Annotated in this window: 22 protein-coding genes and 1 pseudogene; 9 read left to right on the forward strand and 14 right to left on the reverse strand. The window is 65.4% G+C overall.

Translation table 11 applies throughout. The features are described 5' to 3' along the window. Positions 1-243 precede the first annotated feature (243 nt). Positions 244-687, forward strand: coding sequence for a DUF3054 domain-containing protein (locus L593_RS05915; RefSeq protein ID WP_020446030.1), 444 nt, complete (start codon positions 244-246; stop codon positions 685-687). Here L593_RS05915 and L593_RS05920 read toward each other — a convergent pair. From L593_RS05920 to L593_RS05930, 3 genes are all read right to left on the reverse strand, one after another. Beyond that, a complete protein-coding gene (locus L593_RS05920; RefSeq protein ID WP_049893888.1) occupies positions 643-1,971 on the reverse strand; it encodes an MFS transporter in 1,329 nt (442 codons plus the stop codon). The two genes, L593_RS05915 and L593_RS05920, sit on opposite strands and share 45 nt — an antisense overlap. Before the next feature lie 388 nt (positions 1,972-2,359). Then, positions 2,360-3,376, reverse strand: a complete 1,017-nt coding sequence (locus L593_RS05925) for a hypothetical protein (RefSeq protein WP_020446032.1) — start codon at positions 3,374-3,376, stop codon at positions 2,360-2,362. Positions 3,377-3,481: 105 nt separating this feature from the next. Further along, on the reverse strand, positions 3,482-6,112 hold the full coding sequence (locus L593_RS05930; protein WP_020446033.1) for a hypothetical protein: 2,631 nt from the start codon (positions 6,110-6,112) through the stop codon (positions 3,482-3,484). A 317-nt stretch (positions 6,113-6,429) separates the two neighbouring features. On the opposite strand from L593_RS05930, the gene L593_RS05935 reads away from it, so the two are divergent. Then, on the forward strand, positions 6,430-7,056 hold the full coding sequence (locus tag L593_RS05935) for a hypothetical protein (protein WP_020446034.1): 627 nt from the start codon (positions 6,430-6,432) through the stop codon (positions 7,054-7,056). 198 nt (positions 7,057-7,254) lie between these two features. On the opposite strand, the gene L593_RS05940 is transcribed toward L593_RS05935, so the two are convergent. From L593_RS05940 to L593_RS05950, 3 genes are all read right to left on the reverse strand, one after another. Then, the gene (locus tag L593_RS05940; protein ID WP_020446035.1) at positions 7,255-8,250 is read right to left on the reverse strand and encodes a peptidylprolyl isomerase; all 996 of its coding nucleotides are present in this window, start codon (positions 8,248-8,250) and stop codon (positions 7,255-7,257) included. A gap of 105 nt (positions 8,251-8,355) precedes the next feature. Beyond that, positions 8,356-9,717: an NAD(P)/FAD-dependent oxidoreductase gene (locus tag L593_RS05945; protein ID WP_020446036.1), complete on the reverse strand. Its 1,362-nt coding sequence runs from the start codon at positions 9,715-9,717 to the stop codon at positions 8,356-8,358. A gap of 650 nt (positions 9,718-10,367) precedes the next feature. Then, positions 10,368-10,604: a hypothetical protein gene (locus L593_RS05950; RefSeq protein WP_049893890.1), complete on the reverse strand. Its 237-nt coding sequence runs from the start codon at positions 10,602-10,604 to the stop codon at positions 10,368-10,370. 214 nt (positions 10,605-10,818) lie between these two features. Here L593_RS05950 and L593_RS15565 point away from each other — a divergent pair, with 214 nt between their 5' ends. Further along, complete coding sequence (locus L593_RS15565; protein ID WP_144060706.1) at positions 10,819-11,259, forward strand: SHOCT domain-containing protein; 441 nt, start codon at positions 10,819-10,821, stop codon at positions 11,257-11,259. Between the two features lie 33 nt (positions 11,260-11,292). On the opposite strand, the gene L593_RS16515 is transcribed toward L593_RS15565, so the two are convergent. After that, positions 11,293-12,156, reverse strand: a complete 864-nt coding sequence (locus tag L593_RS16515) for a hypothetical protein (protein ID WP_144060707.1) — start codon at positions 12,154-12,156, stop codon at positions 11,293-11,295. An 865-nt stretch (positions 12,157-13,021) separates the two neighbouring features. Here L593_RS16515 and L593_RS15575 point away from each other — a divergent pair. Both L593_RS15575 and L593_RS05955 read left to right on the forward strand, forming a co-directional pair. Continuing rightward, the gene (locus L593_RS15575) at positions 13,022-13,429 is read left to right on the forward strand and encodes a hypothetical protein (RefSeq protein ID WP_144060708.1); all 408 of its coding nucleotides are present in this window, start codon (positions 13,022-13,024) and stop codon (positions 13,427-13,429) included. Then, a complete protein-coding gene (locus L593_RS05955) occupies positions 13,426-13,638 on the forward strand; it encodes a hypothetical protein (RefSeq protein WP_020446037.1) in 213 nt (70 codons plus the stop codon). Before L593_RS15575 ends, L593_RS05955 begins: the two co-directional genes overlap by 4 nt. A gap of 117 nt (positions 13,639-13,755) precedes the next feature. On the opposite strand, the gene L593_RS05960 is transcribed toward L593_RS05955, so the two are convergent. Both L593_RS05960 and L593_RS05965 read right to left on the reverse strand, forming a co-directional pair. Beyond that, entirely contained in the window at positions 13,756-14,748 is a 993-nt protein-coding gene (locus tag L593_RS05960; protein WP_020446038.1) for a tyrosine-type recombinase/integrase, read from the reverse strand. Further along, positions 14,745-15,287, reverse strand: a complete 543-nt coding sequence (locus L593_RS05965; RefSeq protein WP_144060709.1) for a hypothetical protein — start codon at positions 15,285-15,287, stop codon at positions 14,745-14,747. The genes L593_RS05960 and L593_RS05965 overlap by 4 nt, the downstream gene beginning before the upstream one ends. Positions 15,288-15,297: 10 nt before the next feature. On the opposite strand from L593_RS05965, the gene prf1 reads away from it, so the two are divergent. After that, positions 15,298-16,566 carry a peptide chain release factor aRF-1 gene (prf1, locus tag L593_RS05970; RefSeq protein ID WP_020446040.1) on the forward strand — a complete coding sequence of 423 codons (1,269 nt, stop codon included), beginning with the start codon at positions 15,298-15,300 and terminating at the stop codon, positions 16,564-16,566. A 359-nt stretch (positions 16,567-16,925) separates the two neighbouring features. Here the strand turns inward: prf1 and L593_RS05975 are convergent, their stop codons facing one another. The 3 genes from L593_RS05975 to L593_RS05985 form a co-directional block, all read right to left on the reverse strand. Next, on the reverse strand, positions 16,926-19,490 hold the full coding sequence (locus tag L593_RS05975) for a glycoside hydrolase family 2 protein (RefSeq protein WP_020446041.1): 2,565 nt from the start codon (positions 19,488-19,490) through the stop codon (positions 16,926-16,928). Positions 19,491-19,632: 142 nt separating this feature from the next. Further along, entirely contained in the window at positions 19,633-20,649 is a 1,017-nt protein-coding gene (locus L593_RS05980) for a zinc-binding alcohol dehydrogenase (RefSeq protein ID WP_020446042.1), read from the reverse strand. Positions 20,650-20,720: 71 nt separating this feature from the next. After that, positions 20,721-21,338, reverse strand: a complete 618-nt coding sequence (locus L593_RS05985) for a class I SAM-dependent methyltransferase (RefSeq protein ID WP_020446043.1) — start codon at positions 21,336-21,338, stop codon at positions 20,721-20,723. A gap of 183 nt (positions 21,339-21,521) precedes the next feature. Here L593_RS05985 and minD point away from each other — a divergent pair, with 183 nt between their 5' ends. Further along, positions 21,522-22,271 (forward strand): MinD/ParA family protein, encoded by a 750-nt coding sequence (minD, locus tag L593_RS05990; RefSeq protein WP_020446044.1) that lies wholly within the window; start codon positions 21,522-21,524, stop codon positions 22,269-22,271. A 22-nt stretch (positions 22,272-22,293) separates the two neighbouring features. Here minD and argS read toward each other — a convergent pair whose 3' ends face one another. Together argS and L593_RS06000 are read right to left on the reverse strand one after the other, a co-directional pair. Then, positions 22,294-24,111 carry an arginine--tRNA ligase gene (gene argS, locus L593_RS05995; RefSeq protein ID WP_020446045.1) on the reverse strand — a complete coding sequence of 606 codons (1,818 nt, stop codon included), beginning with the start codon at positions 24,109-24,111 and terminating at the stop codon, positions 22,294-22,296. Between the two features lie 79 nt (positions 24,112-24,190). Further along, positions 24,191-24,613 (reverse strand): universal stress protein, encoded by a 423-nt coding sequence (locus L593_RS06000; protein ID WP_020446046.1) that lies wholly within the window; start codon positions 24,611-24,613, stop codon positions 24,191-24,193. Between the two features lie 92 nt (positions 24,614-24,705). On the opposite strand from L593_RS06000, the pseudogene L593_RS15580 reads away from it, so the two are divergent. Both L593_RS15580 and L593_RS06005 read left to right on the forward strand, forming a co-directional pair. Then, positions 24,706-24,837 (forward strand): annotated as a pseudogene (locus tag L593_RS15580) (4-demethylwyosine synthase TYW1); the annotation flags it as partial. Positions 24,838-24,880: 43 nt separating this feature from the next. Further along, positions 24,881-26,182, forward strand: coding sequence for a site-specific integrase (locus tag L593_RS06005; protein ID WP_020446048.1), 1,302 nt, complete (start codon positions 24,881-24,883; stop codon positions 26,180-26,182). The last annotated feature ends 13 nt before the right edge of the window (positions 26,183-26,195 follow it).

A 26,195-nucleotide genomic window follows, 5' to 3' on the forward strand; every position in this document is an offset into this window, starting at 1 on the left:
CGGGTGTTCGCGATCCCTGAACGCTACCATCGGGTGGGATTGGAAGGGGCCGGCCGCTCGACCGGTTAGACGAAGTAAGCACCGCAGCGACCGAAGGGAGCGAGGAGCACAGCGAGTGTAACCGGTCGAGCGGTCGGGGGCTTCCTAGAAGCTTCCCGCGGGGTCGTTCCGGAGAGTAGTCTTGCCACCAGCGATCGACCGCGAATCAGCAGGCACTTTCGATCCCGCCACGTACGGCCGACCATGTTCGAGGCGCCGGATCGAAACGGCCTCGCCCTCGCGGCCGGCGACCACCTCGCGGTGATCGCGATCGTCGGCTGGGGGATCGTCGACCACCACGGACTCGAGGGCCTCACCGACCTCCAGGAGGTCGTCGAGACGATCGGCCCGTTCCTGGTGGGGATCGCCGTCGCCACGGTGCTCGTGGGGACCTACGAACCAGCGCACACCGCCACCGCAGCCGCGCAGCTCCGGTCGGTCGCCGCGGCGGCGATCGGCGCGGTCGGCGTCGGCCTCGTGATCCGAACGTCGCCCGCGATCGAGGGCGGCGCCGCGTGGCCGTTCGGACTCGTGATGCTCGGCACGATCACGCTGGGACTCCTGTTCTGGCGATCCGCCGCGATCACCGTCACCCGCTACCGCTCAGGCGCGGCCGAGTCGGCCGGTCGCGAGCCCGCCGGCGAGTAGGGCCGCGACAGCCGCGATGCCGGCGAGCCCGAGGAAGAGTGCTTCTGCAGTCGCGATCGTGAGCAGTCCACCAGCGAGCGCGCCGCCGAGCGCACCGATGCCGAACACGCAGAGGTAGGTGAGGCCGTAGGACGCGCCGCGGGCTGCCTCGGGCGTGAACTCGGCGACGGCTGCCTGGTAGAGCGGCTGGACGACGAACAGCGCGCCGCCGAGGAGCGCGGCGACGACGAGCAACGGCGCCGCCCCAGCGGCCGCAGCGATCGGGAAGACGACCGCGAGCGCCGTGAGGCCCAGGAAGGCAGCGGCGATCCCGCGGGCCGGTTCGAGCGTGTCGGAGAGTCGGCCGCCGATCAGCTGGCCGACGACGCCGACGGCGAGCACGCCGACGTAGACGAGTCGGGATGCGGGGAGCTCCCTACTCCCGAGGTCGATCGGCCCGAGCCACTCGAGGTCCGCGAGGATCTCGGGGAGGAAGGTGAGCGCGCCGCGGTAGTACAGGCCGGAAGCGATCACGATCGCAAGGACGACGAGGAAGGGGCCGCCGAGCACGGAGCGGATGGTCGAGAGCTCGTCGCGGAGGGAGGGGGAGTCGGTCGCCCCGTCGCCGGCCGACTCATCCCTGCTTTCGCCGCCGTCGGGGGTCGCCTCTGCGTCGGGGTCGTCAACTGGCGAGTCGCCAGCGGCGTCGACAGTCGTATCGACGTCGAGGATAGTCGCCGTCGCCCCGACGACGATCCCGCCGATCCCGAGGACGAGCGCGACGGTCTGCCAGGCGAGCACCTCGAGCAGGAGGATCGTCACGAGCGGGCCCGTTGCGATGCCGAGGTTACCGGCCGCACCGTGGAGGGCGAACCCGCGGCCCCGCTGCTCGACGGCGGTGCTCAGGAGGGTGAGCCCCGAGGGATGGTAGGCGCTCGCGGCGACGCCCCAGAGCGCGAGGGCCAGCGCGATCGCCCAGATCGGACCCGGCACGCCGAGCGGCGCCACGTCGTCGATCGGGAGCCAGCCCGCACCGCCGACGAGGAGGAAGGCGCCGCCGGCACCGAGCAGGCTCGCGCCGATCAATCTGCTCGCGCCGACTCGATCCGCGAGGACCCCGGCGGGAAGCGCCCCCGCGCCGAAGAAACCGTACGCGACCGTCGCGACGACGCCAAGCAGCGCCGGCGTGACGGAGTACTCCGCGAGCCAGACCGAGATGAGAATCGGGATCGACAGTTCGTGAGCGTGGACGAGCGCGTGGGCTGACGCGGCCGTCCCCACCACCCGTCGATCCTCCGAATTCACGGTTGCTCGGGGGTAAGACCGGTGGTCGTTTGAATGCGTTGGGAGCGGAATTTCAGACGGATATCCTGTCGTACGGCAGAGGCAGCGGGCCGCTCGGAAGCCCCTCCTGCTCGCCGATCCTGACTCGCTGTCGTCCGAGAGATCGAAGATCTCTCGTGATCACGAAAGAGCTCCGCTCTTTCGAACGACGCTCCTCACTCGGTCGCTTCGCTCCCTCGTCGCGGTGCTTGCTTCGTCAGATACCGGCGAGCGGTCGGCCCCTTCCAGTCCCACCCTGTGATTGAGCAGACCACCTGAGCGCGTGGAAGGACGCGGCTGCGGTACCGAGGGATCCCGGTGGAGCGCCGCCGTCGGGACCCGGGACCGCCGAGAAAAACCGCGCGCTGGATCAGGGCACGGAGAGCGCGGTCTCGATGTCCTCGCCCGCGATCAGCGAGCGGACGCGATCCTCCGGCGACCCGGTCTCGACGACGTTCTCCATCAGGACCGTCTCGCTGGGGAACAGCTTCGAGCCGAGTTCGAGGCCGTGCTCGCGCGCGGTCGAACCGGTGACGGTGAGGTAGACGCCGAGGCCGGCGTCGGCGATGGCGGCCTCCTCATCGCGGCCGTTCTCTGGGTGGACGAACTCGACGCCCTCGATGGCGTCCGTGCCGAGGACGGCGGCGACGAGGCGCTCGTAGCGCGGCGAGACGCAGAGCGGGCCCTCGTAGTCCGCGACGAACGATCTGTCGAGTTCGTCCGGGGGACCGTCGCCCGCGGTCCGGAGTTCCGGGGTGCCGAGGAGGGTGTGGTGCACGGTGTCGCCGAGGCCGGTGGCGACCCGAACGTCGGTGTCCTGGGGATCGATCCGGGCGTTGACGTCGTCGATGGAGGTGAGCGGCTCGGGGCGGAGTTCGACGACCTCCTCGAGGACGAGGTCCGCGCTGTCGAACGCCAGCGGCACTTCGTGGGTCCGGACGGCGCGGAACGGCTCCTCGCGGCCGACGAGCCGGATCGGCGTGCCGTCGATCCACAGCGTCAGGGCGTCGAAGACGATCCGGCGTGGACGCCCCGCGCGGTCGTCCCGCAGCAGCGTGTACTCGGGGCGGTAGGGCGCTTCGAGGTCGCTGTACTCGGCGAGCCGGTCGTAGACGGTGGCGTCGGGATCGTCCTCGGCGGCGTCCTTGGTGACGGCTTTCTCGTAGCGCAGCGTCGAGATGACGTCGTCCGCGACCTCGGCGACGGTCGGGGCGTCGGACGGCGTCCCACCAGCGCTGGGAGTCCCGTCCTCGCCGGTGCTCGCGACGTCGCGATGGTGGCCGGTCGGGGCAGCACTCGCGTCTCCCGCTCGATCCGCGAGACGTCCGAGAACGGCCTCCAGGGGGCGTCCCTTGCGAGGCACTGCGACGTCGACCGGCTCGGTCATGACAGGAATCGGGCCGCGGCCGAGGTTATTCGTTGCGTTTCGGCGCTGCCGCTGGGGAGCCGTCGAGCAGACGAGAAAATCGAGAACGACCGACGATCCGGACGCTCAGTCGGTGAACATCTCGCCGAGCTGGCTGCGCCACTGCTTGATGTCCTCGACGTCGGCTGCGAGGTCCTCGACCTCGTCCTCGACTGACGAGAGTTCGTCGAGGCGGCTGCGCAGGTCCTCGACGTCGTCCTGGAGGTCCGCCTCCACGTCGTCGACGGCTGCCTCGACCTCGTCGAGCGTCGCCTGGAGCTCGTCGACGTCGGTCTCCATCGAGTCGACGTCCGTCTCCACGGCGTCCACGTCGCTCTCGACGGCGTCGACGGCCGCGTCGGTCGACTCGAGGTCGTCCTCGATCGTCGCGACCTCCTCCTCGACGGTCGCCACATCGTCGGCGACGTTGTCGACCTCCGCGAAGACCTCCGAAACGTCGTCGTCGAGGTCGCCGACCCAGTCGGTGAGGTCGTCGAGGTCGGTCGCGGCGTCGTCGACCTCGGCCTCAACCGCGTCGACGTCCGCCTCGACATCGTCCACGTCGGCCTCGATCGCGTCGATCTGCTCGGCGAAGCCGCTCACCTCCGCGTCCAGCGCCTCGACCTCCTCGCGGAACTCCTCGATGAGCTGCTGGCCGGTACCCTCCTCGTCGAGGAACGCCTCCATCGCGTCGGCGTAGGCCGCCACGTCGTCCACGCGACCCTGGAGGTGGTTCAGCTTGGCCTCGAAGGCGCCGCCCGCTGCAGCGCCGCCTGCGCCACCAGCGTCCTCGGCTTCGACATCGAGGGCGTCCTCGAGGGCCTCGCGGTCTTCCTCGGGCACGTCGCCGGATTCGAGCTCCGCGGCGAGGGCGCCCGCCAGCGAGTCGTGTTCGTCGAGCGCCTCGACGGCGGGCCCGGTCGCGACTGGCTCCGGGGCGGGTTCCTCCTCGGCCGCTTCCGCGTCGTCAGCTTCCTCGGCAGCTACATCCGCTGCGTCTACACCGTCGGCGTCTGCAGCCTCGGCCACTTCGTCGTCCTCGACGACGGCTTCCTCGGCATCTGCTTTCGCACCGGCCGCCTCCTCGGTTTCGGCTGCTTCCTCCGCTTCGGCGTCCGCCTCGGCATCGGCTTCCTCGTCGGCGTCGGGTTCGTCCGCTGCGGAAGCGGCGGGCTCGGCAGCCTCCGCGCCGGCGACGGCCTCGTCGACGGCGGCCTCGATGCCGCTCTCGGGGGCGGACTCGTCCGTTTCGTCCTCGACGTCGTCGGCCGATGCAGGTTCGTCGGCCGTTTCCTCGTCGTCCTCGGGCCCAGCTTCCTCGGCAGTCTCCTCGGCCTCGTCGTCCGCTTCCTCGTCGGCCGGTGCGTCGTCGCTCTCGGCTGCGGCTACCTCGGTGGCGTCGACGTCGTCGGCTGGTTCCTCGACGGCGATGGCGTCCGCGTCGTCGGCCGCATCCTCGTCGGCCGCACCCTCGTCTGCCTCCCCTTCGTCAGCGTCGGGCTCCTCGGCGGCAGCGTCCTCGGCGTCGGCGAGGTCGAGAATCGGCTCGTCGTCCACGGGGCCGGACTCGTCGTCGGCATCGGCTGCCTCGGCCGCCGCTTCGTCCGGTTCGTCGGCCGCCGGCTCGTCCGCCTCGCCTTCCGCATCCTCCCCGGTACCCTCGACTTTCTCCTCGGCGGCGTCCACGTCGATTTCGATCTCCGGCGCGTCGGCAGCGGACTCGTCGTCCGCCTCGGCGTCGTCCGATTCGGCTGTCGTTTCGTCGGGGTCGTCGGCCGCCCCCTCCGGTTCAGCTGCCTCCTCGCCCGGTTCAACTGCTTCGGCCGCAGCCTCGTCCGTCACGTCCGCGTCCTCTCCCTCGACTGCATCCGTTTCGGCAGGCGCCTCCTCGTCGATCGCGCCGAGATCGTCGTCATCCAGCCCGAGGTCGAGATCGCTCGCGTCGGCGTCGGCGGCGTCACCCTCCGCCGGATCGGCCTCGTCGAAGCCGAGATCGATGTCGGGGACATCGTCCGTCGGATCGTCGTCGGCGTCGGCGGCCAGGTCCTCGGGCTCCGTGTCGACGTCCCCGAGGTCGAGATCGAGATCCTCGCCGGCGTCGTCCCCTGCCAGCGGGTCCGTTGCGTCGTCCGCCAGCGGGTCCGTTGCGTCGTCCGCCAGCGGGTCCGCTGCGGCGTCGTCCCCCTCGGGGGAGTCCGCAGTGGCGTCCGCCGCCGCGTCCGCACCGTCTTCGGCCTCGCCGGCGATCATGTCCTTGACCGCCTCGTCGTCCTCGGCGGGCGCGATGTCGTCGATGGTCGTGCCGTCGATGGACTCGCCGGCGCCGGGCTCGAGCGAGACGGCGTCGCCGGCAGGGCTGACCTCCGCGATCTCGGGCGGAGTCAGGAACGGATCGGCTTCGGAGGGGTCGTCGATCCGGATCGCGTACACCGTCTCGATCTCCTCGTCGGGGTCGAGTTCGCGCTCGTACTCGACGTGGTGGTCCTGGAACGCAGCCCAGTTGTCGCTCTCGTAGTCGGGGTGGAAGCCGACGCCGTCCATCGGAAACTCCTCCGGAATGGACTCGGAGAGACGGACGGAGACCGTCTCGGATCGCTCGGAGCGAATCAGAAATCGGATGGCCGGCACCGGGAAGTCGTCGGCGCTGAACTCCTTTTCCACCGTGATTCCGTTGTCGGAGACGGTGATCTCGTCGTCGGGGGCGCCCTCGGTACTCATGGACACCCATTCCCCGAGCACGCCTATAAATGAAACGACGGGTGAAACGGAGTACCACGCTAGTTCTCGGTCGCTATCTGGGATAATCGAAGAGGGACGTGGATACTATACTATTGCGAACTGGTGGCGTGCTATGGACCAACGGTCAGTCATCGGACCTGCAACGGGCAGAGAGAAGCCAAAGCGGGGTTGCGCGGGTGGTTCGTCCCGGGCGAGGGCGTCCGCCACGCGCCATCGTCGCGCCGGACGCAGGTCGGTGCTGCTTGACTGTTACGGCCGAAGCCTTATACCCCATCCCGCTGCTACATCAATTCCGAATGCCTGCTCGGCTCGAAACGGGGATCGATGTCCTCGACAGGAAGCTCGCTGGCGGGATCCCCGCCGGGAGCCTGGTGGCCGTCAGTGCCGACCCCGCGAGCCAGTCCGAGCTGTTACTCTACCAGTTGACGAACACCCGCGGGACGCTCTACATCACGACCAAGCGCTCCGATCAGGCCGTCCGCGACGCCATCGACTCGACGGAGGCCCCGGTCGGCAGCCCGACGGTGCGGGACATCGCCGGCAGCGAACCCCTCGATCAGGCCAACCGCCTGATCCGGGCGCTCCCGGAGGGCGCGAACCTGATCATCGACCCCGTGGACGTGCTCGAACACCGCGAGGACGCCCGCTATACGAACTTCCTCAACGAGCTCCAGACCCACATGGTCAACACCGGTTCGATCGCCTTCCTCCACTGTCTCGACGGCCAGAACCCACCCGACAACCGCGACACCACCGAGCACATGGCGGATGTCGTGTTCGACCTCGATACCACGACCCGAGGCTCCGACCTCGTCAACTTCCTCGCCGTGCCGAAGTTCCGCGGCGGACAGCCGCTCACCGAGACCATCAAGCTACAGTTGACTGGCGAGGTCGACATCGACACGAGCCGCGACATCGCGTGACGTCGGCTGGCGGTGCTGCCGGTTGCAGCGTCGACCCCAGACCGCTCGCTGTCGCTTTCTAGCGCCCTCGACGCCAGCCCGCCCAGTTGCCCGACGGTCGGAGCGATCCAGGTGTCCAGACCGGTCTGCGCTCCAGGTCCAGCGGTCGCTCCGCGAAACGAGACCGGAAAAGCCGCGAAGCCGCCAAATTCGACCGCGTTACGCGTCGTCTTCGAGTTCTTCGACGAGTTCGTCCGCGTCGACGTCGGCGTCCTCGAGGGCGTCCTCGATGTCGCCCTCGCCACCGCCACCCATGCCGCCCATCATGCCGCCCATCGGGCCCGCGCCCATGCCGTCGATGGTTTCCTGCACGACGACGCGGTCGATGCCGAGGCGGTCGATGAGCTGCTGGGCGATCTGCTGCTTGCCCATCATCCACTGCTGGTTCATCGTGAGCTGCGGGGTCGCCTCGATGTAGAGGGACTCCTTCTCGACGAGTTCGGTCTCGAAGTGGCCCTCGACGTCTTCGTCCTCGTCGCCCTCAGTGTCCTCGTCTTCGCCCTCTTCCTCGCTCGGGCTGACGTAGGTCTCCTCCTCGACCTCGTCGGTCTCGAACCACATCTCGAGGTCGATGTCGAGGAAGGCGTTGACGAGGCCCTGGGCGCGTTCCAGGCGGTCGTCGACGACGTCGAGGATCTCGTACTCGTACTCGATGTCACGGCCCGCGAGTGCGTGGTTGAAGTCGACGCGTGCGCGGCCGCCGATGATCGCCTCGACGTGGCCGTGCTCGCCGTCGATCTGGACGTGCGCGCCGGGGTAGCGCTCGTCCTCGGGGACCTTGTCGGCCGCGACGGTGCGGACCTGCTCGGGGTCCTTCTCGCCGAAGGCCTCCTCGGCGGGAACGGTGACGGTGCCGGAGTCACCCTCCTCCTGCCCCTTGATCGCCTCCTCGACTGGCTCGAAGAGGTGGCCCTCGCCCAGCACGATGATGCGGGGCTCGAACGTCTGGTCCTCGTCCGCGACGCCCTCCTCCTCGGCGACCTCCTGGGAGGTCGTGTCGACGAGGCCGCCGTCCTGGGTCTCGCGAGCGGTGTAGGACAGGCGGACGAAGTCGCCCTCCTGTAGTCCCGACTCCTCGTCGCCGTTGTCTTCGGCCTCAGCCTCTGCGGCCTCCTCGGCTGCGTCCTCTGCAGCCTCGGCGTCGTCCTCGGTCATACGGATACCGACTGCCGTTCGCCATATAAGGGCCACGTTTCGGGGGCGAGGGGCGCGTCGGCGTAGCTGGCCGGCTGCAGCGTGTGGAGCGACGAAGCGGAGCGCTCAGACCTCGAACTCGTCCTCGTGGAGCTGCACGTACCCGCCGTCGCGGAATTTTCGCTTCGTCCACCAGTACTGCGCGAAGAGTTTGAGGCCAGAGAACCCCGCTCGCGGGGAGAACCCAATCAGCGAGCCCTCCCGCTGCATGAGTTTCCGAGCGGTGCTGAACGCGCGGTCCCAGTCCGCGGGCTCGTAGTCGGCGACGATGTCCGCGAAGGAGACGTTCCGGAGGATCTCGTCCCCGATGGCCTCTTTCCAGGCCTCGTTGTAGGCTTCGAGCCGGCGGGTGGCGGCGAGTTCGCCCGCGATGGCGCCCGAGCGCACGGCGACGTGATACCCGCCCTCGTGGAAGGCGGAGGTCGTGCCCATCGCACCGCCCGCGATGGCGATTCCCGCGCCCGTCGGCGAGTCGATCGGGCGCGTCGAGGAGATGGCGTAGGTCTCGGTGCCGTCGCGCTTCCCGCGGTCCTCCACGAGCGGGAAGTCCTCGAGATCGTACTCGGGGTAAGCGCGTTCGAGCAGGCGCTCGATGTACTCCGAGCCCGACGGAATCGAGTCGTCATCGGCGTCGAGCAGGAGGTACTCCTCCTGGTTCGGAAAGTCGTCGATGTCGAGCCCGATCGGCATCGTCAGCCCGACGCGGGCGACGGTGCCGTCGTTGGGAAAGACCCACGGGTACGCCGTCTCGCCGGGCATCGCGCCCCACCAGAACCGCAACATGTCTTTCTCGATCGCGTCCTCGGGGAACTCGCGGTGCTCCTGGTAGGCGATGTGGTTCGCTTTCGTGGTGCCGACGTAGTCCGTAATGTCCTGCCCGTCGGGGAGGAGCGGATCGAGTACGCGATTCGTGACCTGGCGCTGCGGGCCGTCGGAGAGGACGAGGCGGTCAGCCTGGATCTCCTCGCCGTTACGCAACGAGACGGTGTGCTCGGGATCGCCCGTCAGATCGGAGTCCACGCCGGTCACGCTCGCCTCGACGCGGTACTCCGCGCCAGCGTCCTCCGCGCGCTCGATGAGCCAGTCGTCCATCCGGGCACGCTGGAAGGTGTACCCGAAGTGCGGGTAGTCGGCCTCCATGCCGGTGCGTTCGAGGCGGAGCGATTCGGTGGGCCCCTCGAACTCCGTGCCCGAGAGCTCCTGCAAGATGACGTCGTCGGGGAGCTCGTCGGGGTCGATGCCCATGATCTCGATCCAGTAGTCGAGCATGCCCGCGGCGTCCGTCGAGTCCGGCCCCAGCCCATCGCGGTCGGCGCGCGGAACGCCCTTCTCCAGGACGACCGCTTCGGCGCCCCGGCTGGCGGCCTCGTAGGCTGCTGCGGCGCCCGCCGGTCCCCCACCGACGATCGCCACGTCGTACCGGTCCATACTGGCTACGCCCGCCCCCGACGCCTTTAATACACCCATTTCGCACCACCTGATTCACATTTTGCCACACCGGCACCGAGGACAGCAGCGGCACCAGCCGCCGCCGGCTACCGCGAGCCTTCGCAAACCACCGGGGTTTCGCGGGATTTCACCGACCACCATCGGGTGGGACTGGAAGGGGCCGACTGCTCGCGTTCGCTCACGAAGGTGAGCCGAGCGGAGCGAGGCGAACGTCGAAAGACGAGCGAAGCGAAGTCTTTCGGAATAAGCACCGCAGACGAAGGAGCGGAGCGACTGAGTCGAGGAGCGCAACGAGTGAGCGGGCGCGAGCGGTCGGGGGCTTCCAAGCGGTTTGTTGCCCTGCGAACGGCCGTCTCGATTCCTCGACCAACCCTACCACCACGCCGACGATTCACACGCGAAACCACACCACAGCCCGTCGAGTCGACCTTCAACAGGTACTTACACCGCGCGGGACCTCTTTTCCCACAATGAGCGAGCAGGAGGCCGAACAGAGCGATCGACAAAAGTACGAGTTAATTCCTCCACAGTAATATTTTGTATTTCGAGTTGGCAAAATTTGCTTGAGAGTGGCGAGTGCTGGCAGCACGGCTCAAAACGCGGAAATATCTGCCGATAGTTCCGCAAAATCAGAAATCCGCGTCGGAGAGCGCTGCAACCCCCGTCGGAATCGAAACTGAGACCATCAGCAACAGCATGGCTACGATGTACGGTTGAATCTCTGAGACACTCCCTCCGCTCAGTGCGACGGGGTACCCCTGCATGAAGATCGCGAGCAGGGATAGGGCTGCACCGATGTAACTCACTACTCCGATCAGAGCAAGGATGCTGCCGTAGTTTCCCGAGCCGGCTCTCGATCGTCTCATGCTTCCTGTAGTGGCTGAAGCGTACAAATATGTTGCCCCGGTGGCGACGGTTAATCGAAGAAGGACTTGGTATTGAAGTACATTTGTCCGAACTAAACTGTAGGTATGCAGCTAGTCACGCCCTTGCCGCTCTATCGGATTACCCTTCTTCGAAAATGATTGCCACTGCTAACGGCGAAAATCTTTATCAATCTAGCGAAGTGTTCTCTGGATCATGTCTGAGTTGATCATGAAAGCAAGAGGGGGTAAAGTGAGAATCTCAGGGAATACAAACGAACGCACTTTTTGCGGCAAGATCAAGATATTCGATGATCGAATGGAAATCCAGCAAAGAGGAAATGTTTTCTCGAAGGGATGGATCACTATCCCATATTCGGAAATCAAGAGCATATCCCAATCGACCCTTGGGAAGCTAACTGTTGTAACTGAATCTAACGATTATAAAGTCAGCGGGTTCTCTGGAAAAAATACTAGAAAGGATCCTGTAAAAGAAATTAAAAAACAAATGGGTAGGGGCAGTGACTCGAAGTCTGCGAACCAAGAATTGGATTCTCCCCAAAGTGTTGCAGACGAGATCGAGAAACTTGCTGATCTGAATGAAAGAGGTGCACTAACTGACGAAGAATTCCAAGAGAAAAAAGAAGAGTTGCTTTGATTGGCTGTTTGGGTTGGCTACTAGTCTTGAAACCTATCTTCTGTCCATTCTCTCTCTTGAGGCGTACTCATCCAAGCGAGAGCCACCGTATCCGCCCAAGGGTTGCCACGCTCGCTTGTCCGTTGCCCAGAGGAGCGAGGCCCAGAGTCGAACGTGGCACGGCGCTTGCTGTAGATCGTTGTCCACCTGCATGGCTGGCAGATTGCTCGCAATCTCTCGCGGCAAGGCGGTGGTCCTTCCCCTCTGCGCTTCAGTCTCCGAGTCCGCTCCCTCTGGCAAGTGGGAGAGATCGTTACCGGTTACCCGATTCACCCTGATTGCTTTCTCCGGTGAATTGTCCGATTCCCGCGCAGTCGGGTGATTCCTGACGAATGAGTTTATAAAGGCCTGGAAGTCATCTTGCGCAACGGTGCCGTCAATCCAGAGAGCCACGTGGCGGTGCGTGTAGCCGGTCTGACGGGGCGAGTGGAGGGAGACGCCCACGTAGTCATCTGACGGGATGCATCGCCTTAGCGCCTTGCTCACTGCCCCTGATTGGAAACCATCGTAGTGGTCGAGAGGGTCGTACCAGAGGCCAGTATCTGCCTTGGCTCGTGCATTCAGCGAGAGCCATACGGTGTGGAGATCGTCATACTCTCGGATGCAGTAACGCTCGCAGTCAGCTACCTTGGCGAATCGGTATCGGGCCTTCGAGTGAGTGAATCGAGCAGTGTACTGGCCCTTGTTCTGGTGAGGCCCTTCCTGCTGGAGCCAATCGCAGAAGTTGGCGCTCTGTTGCGCCCACGTTTGTCCAGATAATTTGCAAAGGTGTTTGTCCGAACTAAGCTGCAGGTATGCAGCAGATTGGTTCGGTTCAGTTGCTGTACTGTCAGTATTGTATATCTCGCTTTCTTGCATCGCATATCAAGGAGAAGACGGATGCAAGCAAGGGCAGAGCTATCGGAAGATTTAAGTGTTTCCAGCCCGTACTAAAGAGTGAGAGGCTTTGGTAAGGTCCTTCTCCCTTGCTTTCATGCTCTTAGATCGCATAGACGCTAGTCCGTAATATCAATCTCCTTACTACTAATTGTAGCTCCAGCTACTTAAAAGTTCTGAAAGTTCACTCTATTCGATGTAACAGCTTGTATAGATATTCTCTTCAATTGTACTACATGTCAACTTTGTTTTTAAATATAACGATTCTGCATGCCCATTTAAATGCTGCCCGGTCGGTCGCAAAGATTGGGCGTGAAATTGTGCAGGCATATGGCGATTTTCGTTATCGGTTGAAAGTGTCCTACCAAGAAAATTTTTGTGGGTGCGCACTGTTCGAGTCATATTGCAAATGTTATATCAATTCTTTTAAGTTGTCCGGCGCATATACTATATAAATGGAGGTAGCAGGGTTTTCGGACCCTCCGATCTTTGCCCCTGCTGCCTCCGATAAACCTACTGTCCAACGTTTCCCCTGACGGGGTACGTCTTTGCTCGTAGTGTGTCCGCAGGCTCACTGCTAGCGTGCTCATGGATCGCGGTAAGTTGTAGGGAGCGTGGTGCAACTCCCTTCGAACGACGGCACCTTGCGGGCTTTGCGAGGAAGCCCTGATTTCCTCGTTAGCTAAACTATGTCTACTACTGATAACTATACAATGCTGCGACTGACTGAGGAAGAGCTTGATACTCTTGCCGAAGCGTCTAACGAGCGATTCGGTGAGGGAAGACAGGTGCCACGAGGCGTGTTCGTGCGTCTCCTGGCCGAAGAATATCTCGATGGTGACGGCTAATGTCTGCTACTTTCGAGAATCCCAGAGCTACCAATACTTATACAGCTGTTGTGAATCTGCCTGCTCGCGAGACTGCAATCTTGCGCGAGGCTTACGAAAGCGTCGGGGAACCGGAACCGCAAGAGGGCGTTACGCTCTCGCACAATGCTGCCGTGGTGGATTGGCTTCGGTCCGTGCTGCGTGGTGAGGTTTCACCTGACGACGTGCAGGCCAGCGAGCCGGAAGCGATCGATAGTGATGCGTACTGGCCAGTGGAGATGACGGTTACCCGCGATGAATTCGCAGCACTACGCAAGGCCAACATCTCCACTCAATCGCCAGCAAAGTCCTTCCGCCGCAATGGTGAGACCGCGCAGCGAATCAGACTCTTGCTCCGTAACTGGTGCAATGGAGTGGTCGGTGAATGAACGACGTCGAGCATCTATCGGAGAACACCGTTCAACTCGCCAAGCACGTGGCCCGTCGTCACCCAGAGCTGTCGGAGGGTGCATCCCTGGAGGAGATCATTCGAACGCTTGCGGAAGAGCACCTTTCCAGCGAGTCCGTCGATTCACTGGAGACGGAGGAAGCGATTGCGCAGAAGCAAGAGGAACTGATGGAAATTCGCCGGGGATGACTCGAATAATATCACATTCCCTATATATCTGAAACACCCCTTGTATGGGTCTTAGGGTGCCGATATCAGCCGATTCAGCCCGTCTAATGGGCATTCGGACCCCATGCAGGCAAAGAGTCAGTTGGAAGGCCCACGTAGCTGGTACGCCTCCCTAACCTGCTCCTCGTCATCGTGGAGATAGGTGGACGTAGTGATCTCGGTTGAGGCGTGCCCGAGTGCTTGGGAGAGAGTGTACACGTCCCACCCGTTATCGAGAGCCGCCATAGCGAACGAGTGGCGCAGAACGTGAGGAGTAACAGAGTGTCGTTCGACACCATCTGTGGTCGTGCCGTATACCTCTTGAATCCCGGCTTGCTCAGCCACTTCTCTGACCATCTCGGTTACAGCGGCCCGAGTGATACATTCGGAGTGAGACGTCGGGAAAAGATACTCACTCTCTTCGGCGTAGAAGACCGCTGGCCGTCTATCGGTCAACCAGATGTGCATGGGAAGTGCAAGAGAGGGCTGATAGAACACAGTACGGTTCTTCCGACCCTTCCCCCTGACTGCGATAGAACGGGATTCCTCGTCAAGATCAGAAAGACGGATATCAGTTAGCTCAGAAACTCTAAGGCCAGTTTGGAACAAAAGGCGAATTATCAGTCCATCTCGGAGCTTGTCCGTCTCTTCGACCATCTGATCTACCTCGTCGGGCTTCAAGTAATGCAGGTCTTGCTTCAACTCCCGGCTCTTGATGGTAGATGTATCGTTAGGGGTGTAGTCGGCGCGGTCGGCAGGGGTATCCCGAGGCCACGGCTCACCGTCGATTCTCCCCGATGTTATGAGCTTGTTTAGTTCATCGAAGGCAGCGACCAACGCTGCATCGGCCTTCCCCACACTGGAGGCGTTGCTGTACTTCTCATCCTGCTCTCCAAGCCAATCCTCTACGTCGATCACGTCAGCCTCCTCAAAGGGCTTCTGCTCACGCAATACGTTTCCCTCGTCATCTTTCTCTCCCTCTGTAAGCCACGTTCGGAACTCGCGGATCTTGGGAACATACTGGTTAGCAGTCGCCTCAGTCTTGCTATTTTTTACCCTCTTGATAACACGATTAAATTCGGCGTCGTTCATTGCCCAGCCCCTCGCTTCCAGTAGTAACGCCCGTCGTGATTCACGTCGCTACGCTGAACTTCTGCCGTGGCCTCCACCATGCCATCAATGGTCCCCTCAACTTCGGGGTAGTCGGCACCAAGCAGTTGGGCGATTTCCCGTGCAGTGATAGGGTCAGCCTCCTCCACGTTCTCAGGGCCAGGTATCTCGTCATCGATCACGCAATCAGGATCTTCTGGCAGAACTGCGTAGATCGCCTTCTGGAGATCGTAGCTGGCCTCTGCCTTCTCTACTTCTTCGAGGGCAGACATGCGCTCCTCCAGATCACTGACAGCCGTCTGAATTCCCTGCACGGCGGTGAGGATTTCCCCCGAGGAAGTGTCTTCCGTGGGGTCGGCGACAGGTTGTGCGCTGGGCCGGTCGTTGTCGATCTCCCGTTGCACTGCGAGCCGGATGAGGTGGCTGATGGAATCCACTTCCGGGTTCTCCTGCACGTACTCGTCCCACTTCTCGGCCCGTGAATCGGGGACCTTTACCGTCTTGGTCGTTGTTTCTGGCATAAGAGCCACCATGGGGTCCACCGAGAAAAGTAATACGGAAGATTACGGAGACAGGCAGAAGTACGAGTTCAAGAAGGTCATCGAGGAGCTCGAGGAGTACGAGGGCTCCGGGACCCAGCTCGTCTCGATCTACATCCCGGGCGGCACCCGCATCAGCGAGGTGCAGGCCCACGTCACCCAGGAGCACAGCGAGGCCTCCAACATCAAGTCCAAGCAGACGCGGACGAACGTCCAGGACGCGCTGTCCTCGATCAAGTCGCGGCTGCAGTACTACGAGGAGGCGCCGGAGAACGGGATGGTCCTCTTCTCGGGGGCCATCGACGCCGGCGGTGGCCAGACCGACATGGTCACGAAGGTGCTCGAGAGCCCGCCGGATCCCATCGAGTCCTTCCGCTATCACTGCGACTCGAACTTCCTCACCGGACCCCTCGAGTACATGCTCGCGGACAAGGGCCTCTACGGCCTGATCGTCCTCGACCGCCGCGAGGCAAACGTCGGCTGGCTCAAGGGTAAGCGGGTCGAGCCCGTCAAGAGCGCCTCGTCGTTGGTCCCGGGCAAGCAGCGCAAAGGTGGCCAGTCCGCCCAGCGATTCGCCCGGCTGCGCCTCGAGGCCATCGACAACTTCTATCAGGAGGTCGCTGGGATGGCCAACGAACTGTTCGTCCCCGACCGCCACGAGATGGACGGCATCCTGGTGGGTGGCCCATCGCCCACGAAGGACGAGTTCCTCGACGGCGACTACCTCCACCACGAACTGCAGGACCTCGTCCTCGGCAAGTTCGACGTCTCCTACACCGACGAGTCCGGGCTCCACGACCTCGTCGACAACGCGTCTGAGGCCCTGGCCGACGCGGAGATCATGCAAGACAAGGAGCACATGGAGACCTTCTTCAAGCAGCTCCACGAGGGCGAGGAGGCCACCTACGGGTTCGACGCGACACGCCAGAACCTGATGATGGGCTCCGTCGAGACGCTTCTGCTCTCGGAGGATCTCCGCCAGGACGTCGTCGTCGCGGACTGCGACGCCTGCGGCAACACGACCTACGAACTCGTCGATCGCCGCCACGCGACGCCGGGGTCGGTCGACTGCGAGGACTGCGGCGAGACGGTCGAGGTGAGCGAGGAGGACCGCGAGGACGTCATCGAACACCTGATGGCCATCGCCGAGCAGCGCGGCACGGAGACGGCCTTCATCTCCACGGACTTCGAGAAGGGCGAACAGCTGATGGACGCCTTCGGCGGCATCGCCGGGCTGTTGCGGTATTCGACGGGCGTCTGATCGGGGGACGTAGCGGTTGGTTTTTCGGATCCTCGCTGGATCGATCGGCGAGTACTGCAGACAGGAACAGCGAAACAGCAAACCACCAGGAAGCCCCCTCCCGCTCGCGGCGTCTATCTCGCTGTCGTCCGAGAGATCTTCGATCTCTCGTGATCACGAAAGGTGCGCAGCGCCTTTCGAACGACGCGCTTCGCTCAGTCGCTTTCGCTCCTTCCCTGCAGTGCTTACATCGGTAGACGCCGCGACCGGTCGGCCCCTTCCAGTCCCACCCCGTGGAAATTGTCGGGGAGTGCTGACACCGGCGGATTGCCGAAGGCCGTGGCGTGATCCGAGACGAATCGCGAAGAGAAACCGGCCGCTCAGTACGTCTCGCGGAGGTGCGTCACCGAGAGCGCCTCGGCGACCGATCCGTCCTCGCCCTCCTGGCGGTCGAACGTTACCGTCCGCTCCTCGCCGGCAGCGAGGTGGAAGAAGTTGTCCGTGAAGTGCCCGGCGAGCGCGCCGGGGTCCAGCCGGACGTAGAGCGCGGCGCCGTCGGCCGCGACCGTCACCTCGTCGCCGTCGACGCTGACGTCGAGGTCGACCTCGGGGAGTTCGAGCTGTTTGTAGACGTTCAGGACCTCGATTGCGACGTACGAGTCCTCCTCGCCGGTGTACTCCGCTCGGACCAGGAGATCGGACAGGTCGGCGTCGAGACCCTCCGCGCCGAGCGCGTCGGGATCGAGCGTCGCCACGACCGCGCTCTCCTGGGCGTCGAGGTCCGCCGCCACCGTCTCCTCGTGGAGGATCTCGCCGTCGAACGTCTCGGCAGTGATCTCCACGTCGCCGTCCAGGGCGTGAGGTTCGTCGCTCGTGACCCAGACCTGCGCCGCGCCGGGGTCCTCGTCGCGCCCGATCGGATCGCCGTCCTCGTCGACGGGCGTGATCGAGACCAGCACCGGCGCGTAGAACCGCCGCGCCATGTGCTGGAGCGCCTTCCAGCGGCCGCCGTACTCGATCGACGACCAGGAGGCGACCTGCCACATGTCGTTGAGCTGCCAGTAGATGGTGCCGCCGCAGTGGGGCTTCAGGCGACGCCAGTGCTCGATGGCGGTCTCGATGGCGAGGCCCTGCTGGACCTGGCTGAGGTAGACGAAGTCCTCCATCGAGAAGGGGACGCGGAAGTGGTCGACCATCCGCTGGAGGATCCGGCCGTTGCCGCCGGGGTTGCGCTGGTGGTGCTCCATCAACGGAGCGGTCGGGTTCATGTCCGCGGGTTCGAGGACGTCCGAGAGGGTTTCGATCGAGGGGAAGGACTGGTAACCGAACTCGGAGGCGAAGCGTGGCTCGGCGTCGAGGTACGCCGAGAAGGGCTTGCCGGAGTGCCAGACGTCCCAGAAGTGGACGTCGCCCTCGCTGTTGTCGTTGGGAAGCACGTCGGGGGAGGTGCTGTGCGGTGAGGCCGGCCAGTACGCGCGGCCGTCGGGGTCGACGGACTCGACGATCGGTTCGAGCGTGTCGAGGTAGAGCGAGTCGTAGTCGTCGGCGTAGGTGTCGTAGTCGTCGGCGCCCTCGCCGATCCACTCCCGGAGCATCTCCTCGTTCTCGTTGTTCCCACACCACAGCGCGATCGAGGGATGGGAGGACAGCCGGCGGACCTGGTACTCGGCCTCGGCAGCGACGGAGTCGAGGAACTCGTCGTCGCTGGGGTAGAGCGCGCAGGCGAACATGAAGTCCTGCCAGACGAGGAGGCCCTGCTCGTCGCAGGCCTCGTAGAAGGCGTCGCGCTCGTAGATGCCGCCGCCCCAGATCCGGATGGTGTTCATGTTGGCGTCGACGGCGTCGGACAGGAGGCGCTCGTAGTCCGCGTCGTCGACGCGCGTCGGGATGCCGTCGGTCGGGATCCAGTTCGCGCCCTTCGAGTAGACGGGCTGGCCGTTGACCTCGAAGCCGAAGGACTCGCCCGCCTGGTCGGGTTCGCGGACGAGTTCGATCTCGCGGAAGCCGATCCGCTCGGAGGCCGCATCGGCGACCGTCTCGCCGCTCGCGTCGGGCGCGATCTCGACGTGGAGATCGTAGAGCGGCTGATCGCCGTGACCAGCGGGCCACCAGAGGTCTGGGTCGTCGACGGACACCGAGACGGTGGCCTCGTCGACGCCTGAGCCGAGGGCGACGGACTCGGTCGCTGCGGCGTCGATATCGTCGTCCTCGAAGGCGAGGGTGACGTCGTAATCACCTGCATCGGGAGATTCGACGCGGAGGTCCACGTCGAGATCCACCGCTCCGTTCTCGCCGTGCTCCTGGCCCACCGCGACGTCTGTGATCCGCGGCGCGGAAAAGGACACGAGGAATGCGTCCCGCCAGATACCCACCGTCGGGAGGCAGGTGCCCCAGTCCCAGCCGAAGTGACACTGCGCCTTGCGGATGAAGTTCCGGTGGGGCTGCTCGACGGGGAACTCGATCGAGCGGACGTCGTAGGGGTAGGCGCCGGCGCGCTCGGCAGCGTACTCGACCGGCGACTCGAAGGCCACCTCGATCTCGTTCTCGCCGGGCGACAGCGCCGACCCGACATCGAACTCGTACCGCTGGAACATGTTGTCGCTGCGTCCGACCGAGTCGCCGTTGACGAACACCTCGGCGACGGTGTCGAGCCCCTCGAAGACGAGGCGGTGCTCGTCGTGGGTCAGTCGGTCGCCGTCGACCTCGATCGTTCGCGAGTAGGTCCAGTCGGTCTCGCCGACCCACTGCACGTCGAGTTCGTTGTCCTCGACGAACGGATCGGGAATTGCCTCGGCGCGCAGCAGGTCGTGATAGACGTCGCCCGGTACCTCGGCGGCGAGGTCGCCGTCGAGGCCGGCGTCGGTGGGGGCGTCGGCAGGCGCGTCGCTGGCCTGCCGGACGGACCACTCGCCGGCGAGTGACGTGCTGGTGAGCTGGTCGGCCATACGAGAAGGCGCTCACCCTGGGCCTTGTAGCTGACTGCTCCGGGTCAGCCCGCCGGAATCGACCCGGGATCGTCCGGCCGAGGGCGCCTCGATCAGAACGGGGCTCCGTCCCGGACGACTCCCGGGAACTCCGCTCGCAGCCCTACCACTCCAGCCGAACCGCCATCGCGTCGGAGCGGTCCCCCAGCAGCGAGTCGTAGACGGCCGGGGCGTCCGCGGCGTCCTCGACGTGCGAGAAGAGGTCCGCGACCGAGAGCCGGCCCTGCTCCAGGTAGGAGAAGAACAGTTCGGCGTGGGCGGGCTTCGTCCAGGGATCGCGGGGCGTCGCCACCGGCGCGTGGCTCAACTGGTGGGCCCCGATAATCTCGTGACTCGGGGCGTTCACGTGGTCGTGGAAGTCCAGCGTCGTCTTGCCGTGTGGACTCGAGAGCAGGACGAGTCGGGCCTGCTCGCGGAGCACGTCGAACTCCTGTGGAATGACGTCCGGGTTGCCGGTCACCTCGAAGCAGACGTCGGCGAGGTCGCCGCCGGTGGCGCGTTCGACTGCCTCGGCCGGGTCCTCCTCCGTGGGGTTCACGCCGACGACCTCCGGCGCGTCGGGGAGGTACTCGAGGCGCTGGTCGGCGAGGTCGACGCCGACGACGACGTCGGCGCCGGCGAGCCGGGCGAAGCGGACGGCGAGCTGGCCGAGGATGCCGAGCCCGTAGACGACGACCGTCTCGCCCCAGTCCACGCGGCCGCGGCGAACCCCGTTCATGACGATCTGGGCGATCGCGAACAGCGAGGCCTGCTCGTCGTCGACGTCGTCGGGCACGACGACGCAGTCCCCGGCCGCGGCGGTGACGTACTCGGCGTGGGGAGTCCACGTCGCGACGCGGGTGCCGACCTCCAGCTCCTCGCCGGTGGCGCCGGTCGTCGCGTCGTCGCCGACCTCGGCGATCGTCCCGACGTTGGCGTAGCCCGGGTCGAACGGGAACTCTGCGTAGTCGTCCCAGAAGGAGCCCTCGGGGAAGTCTCCGGAGAGGACGGTGCACTCCGTACCGGCGCTGATCAGCGAGGTGTCCGTCTCGATCAGGACCTCGTCGGCGGACGGCTCCGGCCGGTCCCGATCCTCCACGGCAACCTCACGAGCGTCTGGAAAGACGACGGTCTGGTTCATCGCTTCGATGTGGCTCTGGAATCCGCATAGTCGTTGGGCTTCCGGCGATGGAAGCGGTGATTCGACGCGGGCTACTCGCGCCGTCGGAGGCCGACGAAGAACGCAGGACTGCCGCCCCAGCGCCGCTCGAACGTCGTCTCGACGGCGAAGATCCGTTCCCAGCCACTGCGTTCCGGGAACCGGTCGGCGAACTCGCCGGGCGTGACCCCGTAGAACTCCCGATCCGGATGCCGGGCGTCCCCGAGCACGGCGTAGAGCCCACCCGGCTCGAGCACCGCGGCGAGTCCGTCGGCGAGCCGGTCGCGCTCGGCCGGCCCCAGGACGTGGAACAGTCCCGAGTCGACGACGGTGCGAAACGAGAAGCCGGCGGTGGCGAGTCGCTCCAGCTGGAGCGCGTCCCAGACCAGAAATCGCGCGTCGATCCGCCGCCAGCGCGCCTTCTCGCGGGCCTGGCGGACCGCCAGCGTCGAGAGGTCGACACCGAGCACGCGGTGGCCGCGCCGCGCGAGGAAACAGGCGAGTTCGCCCGTTCCGCAGCCGGCGTCGAGCACCGGATCCTCGATCAGGCCGGCCTCCTCCAGCCGGACGAACGCCGACTGCGGCCGGCCGATGTCCCAGTTCGGGGCGCCGGTGTAGGCGGCGTCGTAGACGCTGGCTTTCGGTCGCGCCCGGGGACGGTAGAGACTCATGGTGGAGACCCCCGGCGCGGTGAGCGCACGAGTCCCCCTTCAGCCTGCAGCGCGGTAACAGTTGGCACCAGCTGCGCGGGAACAGTTGCCGCCAGCGCGACGCGGCACGCGACAGGAACCGGAACGACCGTCCAGACAGGCCGCCATTTATTAGGAAGGACCGCCCGAACCAATTAACGACCGATGACCGAACAGCACGTCTTCGCCGTCGCGAGCGGGAAAGGCGGCGTCGGCAAGACCACGACCGCCGTCAACGTCGCCACGGCGATCGCCGGCGGCGGCTACCGGGTCGCCGTGGTCGACGCCGACCTCGGGATGGCCAACATGTCCGGCCTCCTGAGCCTCGACCCCGGCGACGCCACCTTGCACGACGTGCTCGCCGGGGAGGCCGAGGTCGGTGAGGCGACCTACGAGGTCGCACGCGGCATCTTCGCGATTCCCTCCGGCGAGGAACTCGACACCTACGCGAAGACGGACGCCCGCGGCCTCGGCGACGTGCTCGACGACCTCGAAGGGAGATTCGACTACGTCTTCCTCGACGTCGGCGCCGGGATCAGCCACGAGACGGTGCTCCCGCTCGGCGTCGCCGACGGCGTCATCCTCGTCGCGACGCCCGAACCCGCTGCCGTCAACGACGTGGCGAAGACCCGGGACCTCGTCGAGCGCGCCGACGGCGAGGTCGCGGGGCTGGTGATGACCCGGACGCGAGCGACCGACGCCATGGACCCCGAGGAGGTCGCCGCGGACCTCGGTGTCGACCTCCTCGGCACGGTGCCCGAGGACGGCGCCGTCCGGGGGAGCCTCTACGCTGGCGTCCCGCTCGTCGTCCAGAACCCCGAGAGCAAGGCCTCGATCGGCTACCGACGGATCGCAGCACGGCTCGCGGATCGCACCGGTGCGACGCAGCCGAAGGCCGCGACGGGAGAGGACTGAGACGGCTCGACGCTCGCCGGGCTTACATCGACTCCGGAGCGGCGACGCCGAGCACGTCGAGCGCGTTCGCGAGCGCCGTCCGCGCGGCGACGACCGTTCCGAGGCGGGCCTGCTGCAGGTCGCCATCCGCGTCGAGCACCGGGCAGGACCGGTAGAAGGCGTTGAAGCGGTCGGCGAGCAGGCGCACGTACGTTGCGACGACGTGGGGTTCGAGGTCGTCGGCCGCCGCCTCGATCACGGCCGGGAAGCGGGCGATCGTCAGGAGGAGGTCGCGGGCCTCGGGCTCCTCGAGCGCGTCGACGTCGACCGACGCCAGCGCGTCGCCCTCGGGCACCGCGATCCCTGCGGATTCGGCCTCGCCGAGGATCCCACAGCAGCGGGCGTGGGCGTACTGGAGGTAGGGTGCGGACTGGGCCTCGAAGTCCAGGGCGCGCTCCCACTCGAAGGTGATCGCCTTGGTGGGCTGCTTGGCGATGATGTCGTAGCGCACCGCGCCGATGCCGACCTGGCGGGCGATCCGCTCGACGTCAGAGTCGTCGAGGTCGTCGTCGCGGAGGCGGTCGGCGGCGCGGGACTCGTACTCCTCGCGGGCGCGGTCGACGGCCTCGTCGAGCAGGTCGTCGAGGTCGATGCCGGTGCCCTCGCGGGTGCTCATCCCCTCGCCGCCGGGGAGGTTGACCCACGAGTAGTGGATGGAGTCGAGGCGGTCGGTGTCGTTGCCCAGCAGGTCGAGGGTGGCCTGGAGCTGCTGGGCCTGGAGCTTGTGGTCCTCGCCGAGCACCGTGACGGCGCGGTCGTACTCCTCGAACTTCCACTCGTGGTGGGCGATGTCGCGGGTAGCATAGAGACTGGTGCCGTCGGAGCGCTGGAAGACGAACTCCTTCTCGATGCCGAACGCGGAGAGGTCGAGTTGCCAGGCGTCGTCCTCGTAGACCGCCTCGTCGAGGGCCTGCATGCGCTCCATCAGTTCCTCGACCGAGCCGTCGAACATGAACTTCGTCTCCTTGACGAACTCGTCGAACTCCGCGGGGAGCCGGTTCAGCGAGTCCTGCATCCCCGAGAGCACTGCGTCGACGACCTCGGTCGTGCGCTCGTAGGTCGCCTCGTCGGCCTCCTCGAGGCCCTGCATGATCGCCTGGATCTCGTCCTCGGCGGCCTCGATGGCGGCCTCGTCGGCGTCGGGGTGTTCGCCCTCGAGAAACTCGTTGCCGAGGCGGTAGTAGCGCACCAGGTCGTAGTCGGGCTTGATCCGCTCGGGTGCGCCGTAGCCCGCCGCAGCGAGGTCGGCCTCGTCGAAGGTCTCGTAGGCCCAGGTGAACGTCGCGATCTGGCGGCCGGCGTCGTTGACGTAGTAGTGAATGTCGACGTCGTAGCCTGCGTAGTCGAGCAGGCGCGCAACGGAGTCGCCGATGATCGGGTTCCGCGCGCGACCGACGTGGACCGGCCCCGTCGGGTTCGCCGAGGTGTGCTCGACGACCATCGACGTGTCGCGGTCGGGCAGGTGGCCGTAGTCGTCGTCCGCGGCGGCCTCGATGGTCCCCGCGAGGTAGGCGTTCGAGGGGAAGACGTTGACGTAGGGGCCTGCGGGCTCGACGCGGTCGACGAGGTCGAGGGCGGCGCAGTCGTCGGTCTGTTCCTCGATGGTCGCGACGATCTCGCCGGCGACCTGCGGTGGCGGCGCGCCGGCCTCGCTCGCGAGGCGGAAGGCAACGCTGGAGGCGAGCACGGCGTCGACGTCCTCTGGCGGCTCCTCCAGTCCGAGGTCGCCCGTCGGGTAGCCCTCGGCGTCGAGGGCCGCCTCGATGGCGTCGGCGGCCTCCGCGCGAAGCTGTCTGAACATGAACGCGAGTATACGAGGTGGTGGTTTCAGGCTGTCGGGATGGCCCGGACGGGAGCAATCGGCCCGGCCGCACCGCGGCTCACTCCGCTCGCTTCCCGGTCACCGTCACCGGCAGCGACGTGTCCCGGATGACGTCCATCGTCACCGAGCCGAAGATCGCCTTGCCGACCGCCGAGCGCTTGCGCCCCCCGATCACGATCGAATCCACCTCACGTTCCTCGGCTTCCTCGAGGATTCGCGTCGCCGCGTCGCCGCTCTCGTCGAGCACGTGCATCTCGACGCCGGCCTCCTCGAGCCGTTCGCTCGCACGACGGACGGCACCGATTCGGGTCGCGGTGTTGAATCGCTTGTACTCGTCAGGGATGTCGTCGTCGGACTCGTCGAACACGAACAGGATGAATACCTCGACGGCATCGGCGGCTCCGGGCAGCTCCGCGACGTAGTCGGCCTGTGCGAGCGCCCGCGATTCCTCGATGTCGACGGGGAGCAGTATGCGGTACATGCTACCACGTTTGGGAGGAGGGGAGAAAAAGGAGGCCGTTGAATAGGGAGCCCAACCCGCCAGCTTTTCCCGCTCGACCCCAACGCTGGGGTATGAGCGACGCGGACGGGCCAAAACAGGTTGACGATCCGAACTACCACAACGTCAACCACACCGCGGCCCAGACCTGCGGCTGGACCAAGAACGCCCTCAACGGCGAGGGTACCTGCTACAAGCACGCCTTCGAGTGGTAAATACGCTCTATAAGTACGAGCACGTCGGGTCTACATGGCCCGGACAGACGATCCCGACCACCGGTATCTCCAAGCCCGAAACCGACTTCGAGACGCTTCGATACCCGACCGGGACAAGGAGGCCAGCCTCGAGTTCCTCGACGCCCTGAACCCCGACACGTCGACGATCAACTTCTACTCCGACGACGGCGTCCGCGAGACCAAGTCCTACGGCACGCTGGCGGCGTACGCCCAGGCGCTCAAGCGCGTGGCCGAACTGGCCGAGCAGCCGCTCTGTGAGTTCGAGAACGCCCGCGCGGTGAACGCGCTCTTCGACGATCTCGGGAGCGGCGAGCATCCTGACGTGAAGGAGGGCGGCTACGGCAAGTCGACGATGGCGCAGTGGGAGAGCGCCGTGTCGAAGTTCTTCGAGCACCATGACAGCCTCGGCGTCGACCACGAAGCGATCGTGATCGACCGCCAGGAGAAGTCGACCGTCGACGAGCGCGACATGTACACGCCCGACCAAGTCCAACAGCTACGCGAGGCCGTGACCAACACCCGGGACCGGTGCATTCTCGAACTCCTGCTCAACACGGGTCAGCGCATTCGGGCCGTCCAGACGCTCCGCGTCAAGGACGTCAACACCGACGCGGGCGTCTACTACCTCAACACGGCAGACGGTGGGCTCAAAGGAGCGGACAAGAACGGCAAGAAGCGGCCGCTGCTCGGCGCGAAACGTGCGGTGTACGACTGGCTCAAGGACCACCCGACAGGCGAGCCGGACGACTACCTGATCACGTGCCTGCCCACGGCCGCGCGGGGCACGCCCGGGGACAAACTCTCCCAGAGCAACATCCGCGATCGGCTCCGCGGGATCGCCGACGACGCCGGCGTCGACAAACCGCCGAACCCGCACAACTTCCGGCACTACTTCGTGACCGCGTGCAAGCGCGACTACGAGATGGACGAGAGCACGATCAAGCACCTGATCGGCCATGGCCAGGGGTCGCGCATCATGGAGACGACATACCAACACCTGAGCGACAACGACCACGTCGAAGCGGCCGAGGTCGCAGCGGGACTCCGCGAACCCGACGCCGGTTCGCCACTGACGCCCAAGATCTGTCCGACCTGCTCGGAGTCGCTGGCTCCAGAGGCCAAGGCATGCCCCGGCTGTGGGACCGTATTCGCCCCAGACGCACAGGCGACGCAGGCACAGATCGAGGAGGACGTGAAGGCGGACTATCGCGAGACCGACCCCAGCGACGAGGAGACGATGGAACGGCTCGAGACGCTCGACGAGCTCCTCGACGATCCCGAAGTCAAGGAGGCACTGTTCGAGCGCGTGGACTGACTGTGGTGTGTCG

The organism is Salinarchaeum sp. Harcht-Bsk1, from assembly GCF_000403645.1.
Taxonomy (GTDB): domain Archaea; phylum Halobacteriota; class Halobacteria; order Halobacteriales; family Salinarchaeaceae; genus Salinarchaeum.

Coding starts and splice junctions, on each gene's coding strand:
- L593_RS05955 (WP_020446037.1), top strand. CDS start 13,426: ATGAACGACGTCGAGCATCTATCGGAGAACACCGTTCAACTCGCCAAG.
- L593_RS15565 (WP_144060706.1), top strand. CDS start 10,819: ATGTCTGAGTTGATCATGAAAGCAAGAGGGGGTAAAGTGAGAATCTCA.
- L593_RS05950 (WP_049893890.1), bottom strand. CDS start 10,604: ATGAGACGATCGAGAGCCGGCTCGGGAAACTACGGCAGCATCCTTGCT.
- argS (WP_020446045.1), bottom strand. CDS start 24,111: ATGTTCAGACAGCTTCGCGCGGAGGCCGCCGACGCCATCGAGGCGGCC.
- L593_RS05915 (WP_020446030.1), top strand. CDS start 244: ATGTTCGAGGCGCCGGATCGAAACGGCCTCGCCCTCGCGGCCGGCGAC.
- L593_RS06000 (WP_020446046.1), bottom strand. CDS start 24,613: ATGTACCGCATACTGCTCCCCGTCGACATCGAGGAATCGCGGGCGCTC.
- L593_RS15575 (WP_144060708.1), top strand. CDS start 13,022: ATGTCTGCTACTTTCGAGAATCCCAGAGCTACCAATACTTATACAGCT.
- L593_RS05985 (WP_020446043.1), bottom strand. CDS start 21,338: ATGAGTCTCTACCGTCCCCGGGCGCGACCGAAAGCCAGCGTCTACGAC.
- L593_RS05960 (WP_020446038.1), bottom strand. CDS start 14,748: ATGAACGACGCCGAATTTAATCGTGTTATCAAGAGGGTAAAAAATAGC.
- L593_RS06005 (WP_020446048.1), top strand. CDS start 24,881: ATGGCCCGGACAGACGATCCCGACCACCGGTATCTCCAAGCCCGAAAC.
- L593_RS05975 (WP_020446041.1), bottom strand. CDS start 19,490: ATGGCCGACCAGCTCACCAGCACGTCACTCGCCGGCGAGTGGTCCGTC.
- prf1 (WP_020446040.1), top strand. CDS start 15,298: ATGGGGTCCACCGAGAAAAGTAATACGGAAGATTACGGAGACAGGCAG.
- L593_RS05965 (WP_144060709.1), bottom strand. CDS start 15,287: ATGCCAGAAACAACGACCAAGACGGTAAAGGTCCCCGATTCACGGGCC.
- L593_RS05930 (WP_020446033.1), bottom strand. CDS start 6,112: ATGAGTACCGAGGGCGCCCCCGACGACGAGATCACCGTCTCCGACAAC.
- L593_RS05980 (WP_020446042.1), bottom strand. CDS start 20,649: ATGAACCAGACCGTCGTCTTTCCAGACGCTCGTGAGGTTGCCGTGGAG.
- L593_RS05945 (WP_020446036.1), bottom strand. CDS start 9,717: ATGGACCGGTACGACGTGGCGATCGTCGGTGGGGGACCGGCGGGCGCC.
- L593_RS05925 (WP_020446032.1), bottom strand. CDS start 3,376: ATGACCGAGCCGGTCGACGTCGCAGTGCCTCGCAAGGGACGCCCCCTG.
- L593_RS16515 (WP_144060707.1), bottom strand. CDS start 12,156: ATGCAAGAAAGCGAGATATACAATACTGACAGTACAGCAACTGAACCG.
- minD (WP_020446044.1), top strand. CDS start 21,522: ATGACCGAACAGCACGTCTTCGCCGTCGCGAGCGGGAAAGGCGGCGTC.
- L593_RS05940 (WP_020446035.1), bottom strand. CDS start 8,250: ATGACCGAGGACGACGCCGAGGCTGCAGAGGACGCAGCCGAGGAGGCC.
- L593_RS05935 (WP_020446034.1), top strand. CDS start 6,430: ATGCCTGCTCGGCTCGAAACGGGGATCGATGTCCTCGACAGGAAGCTC.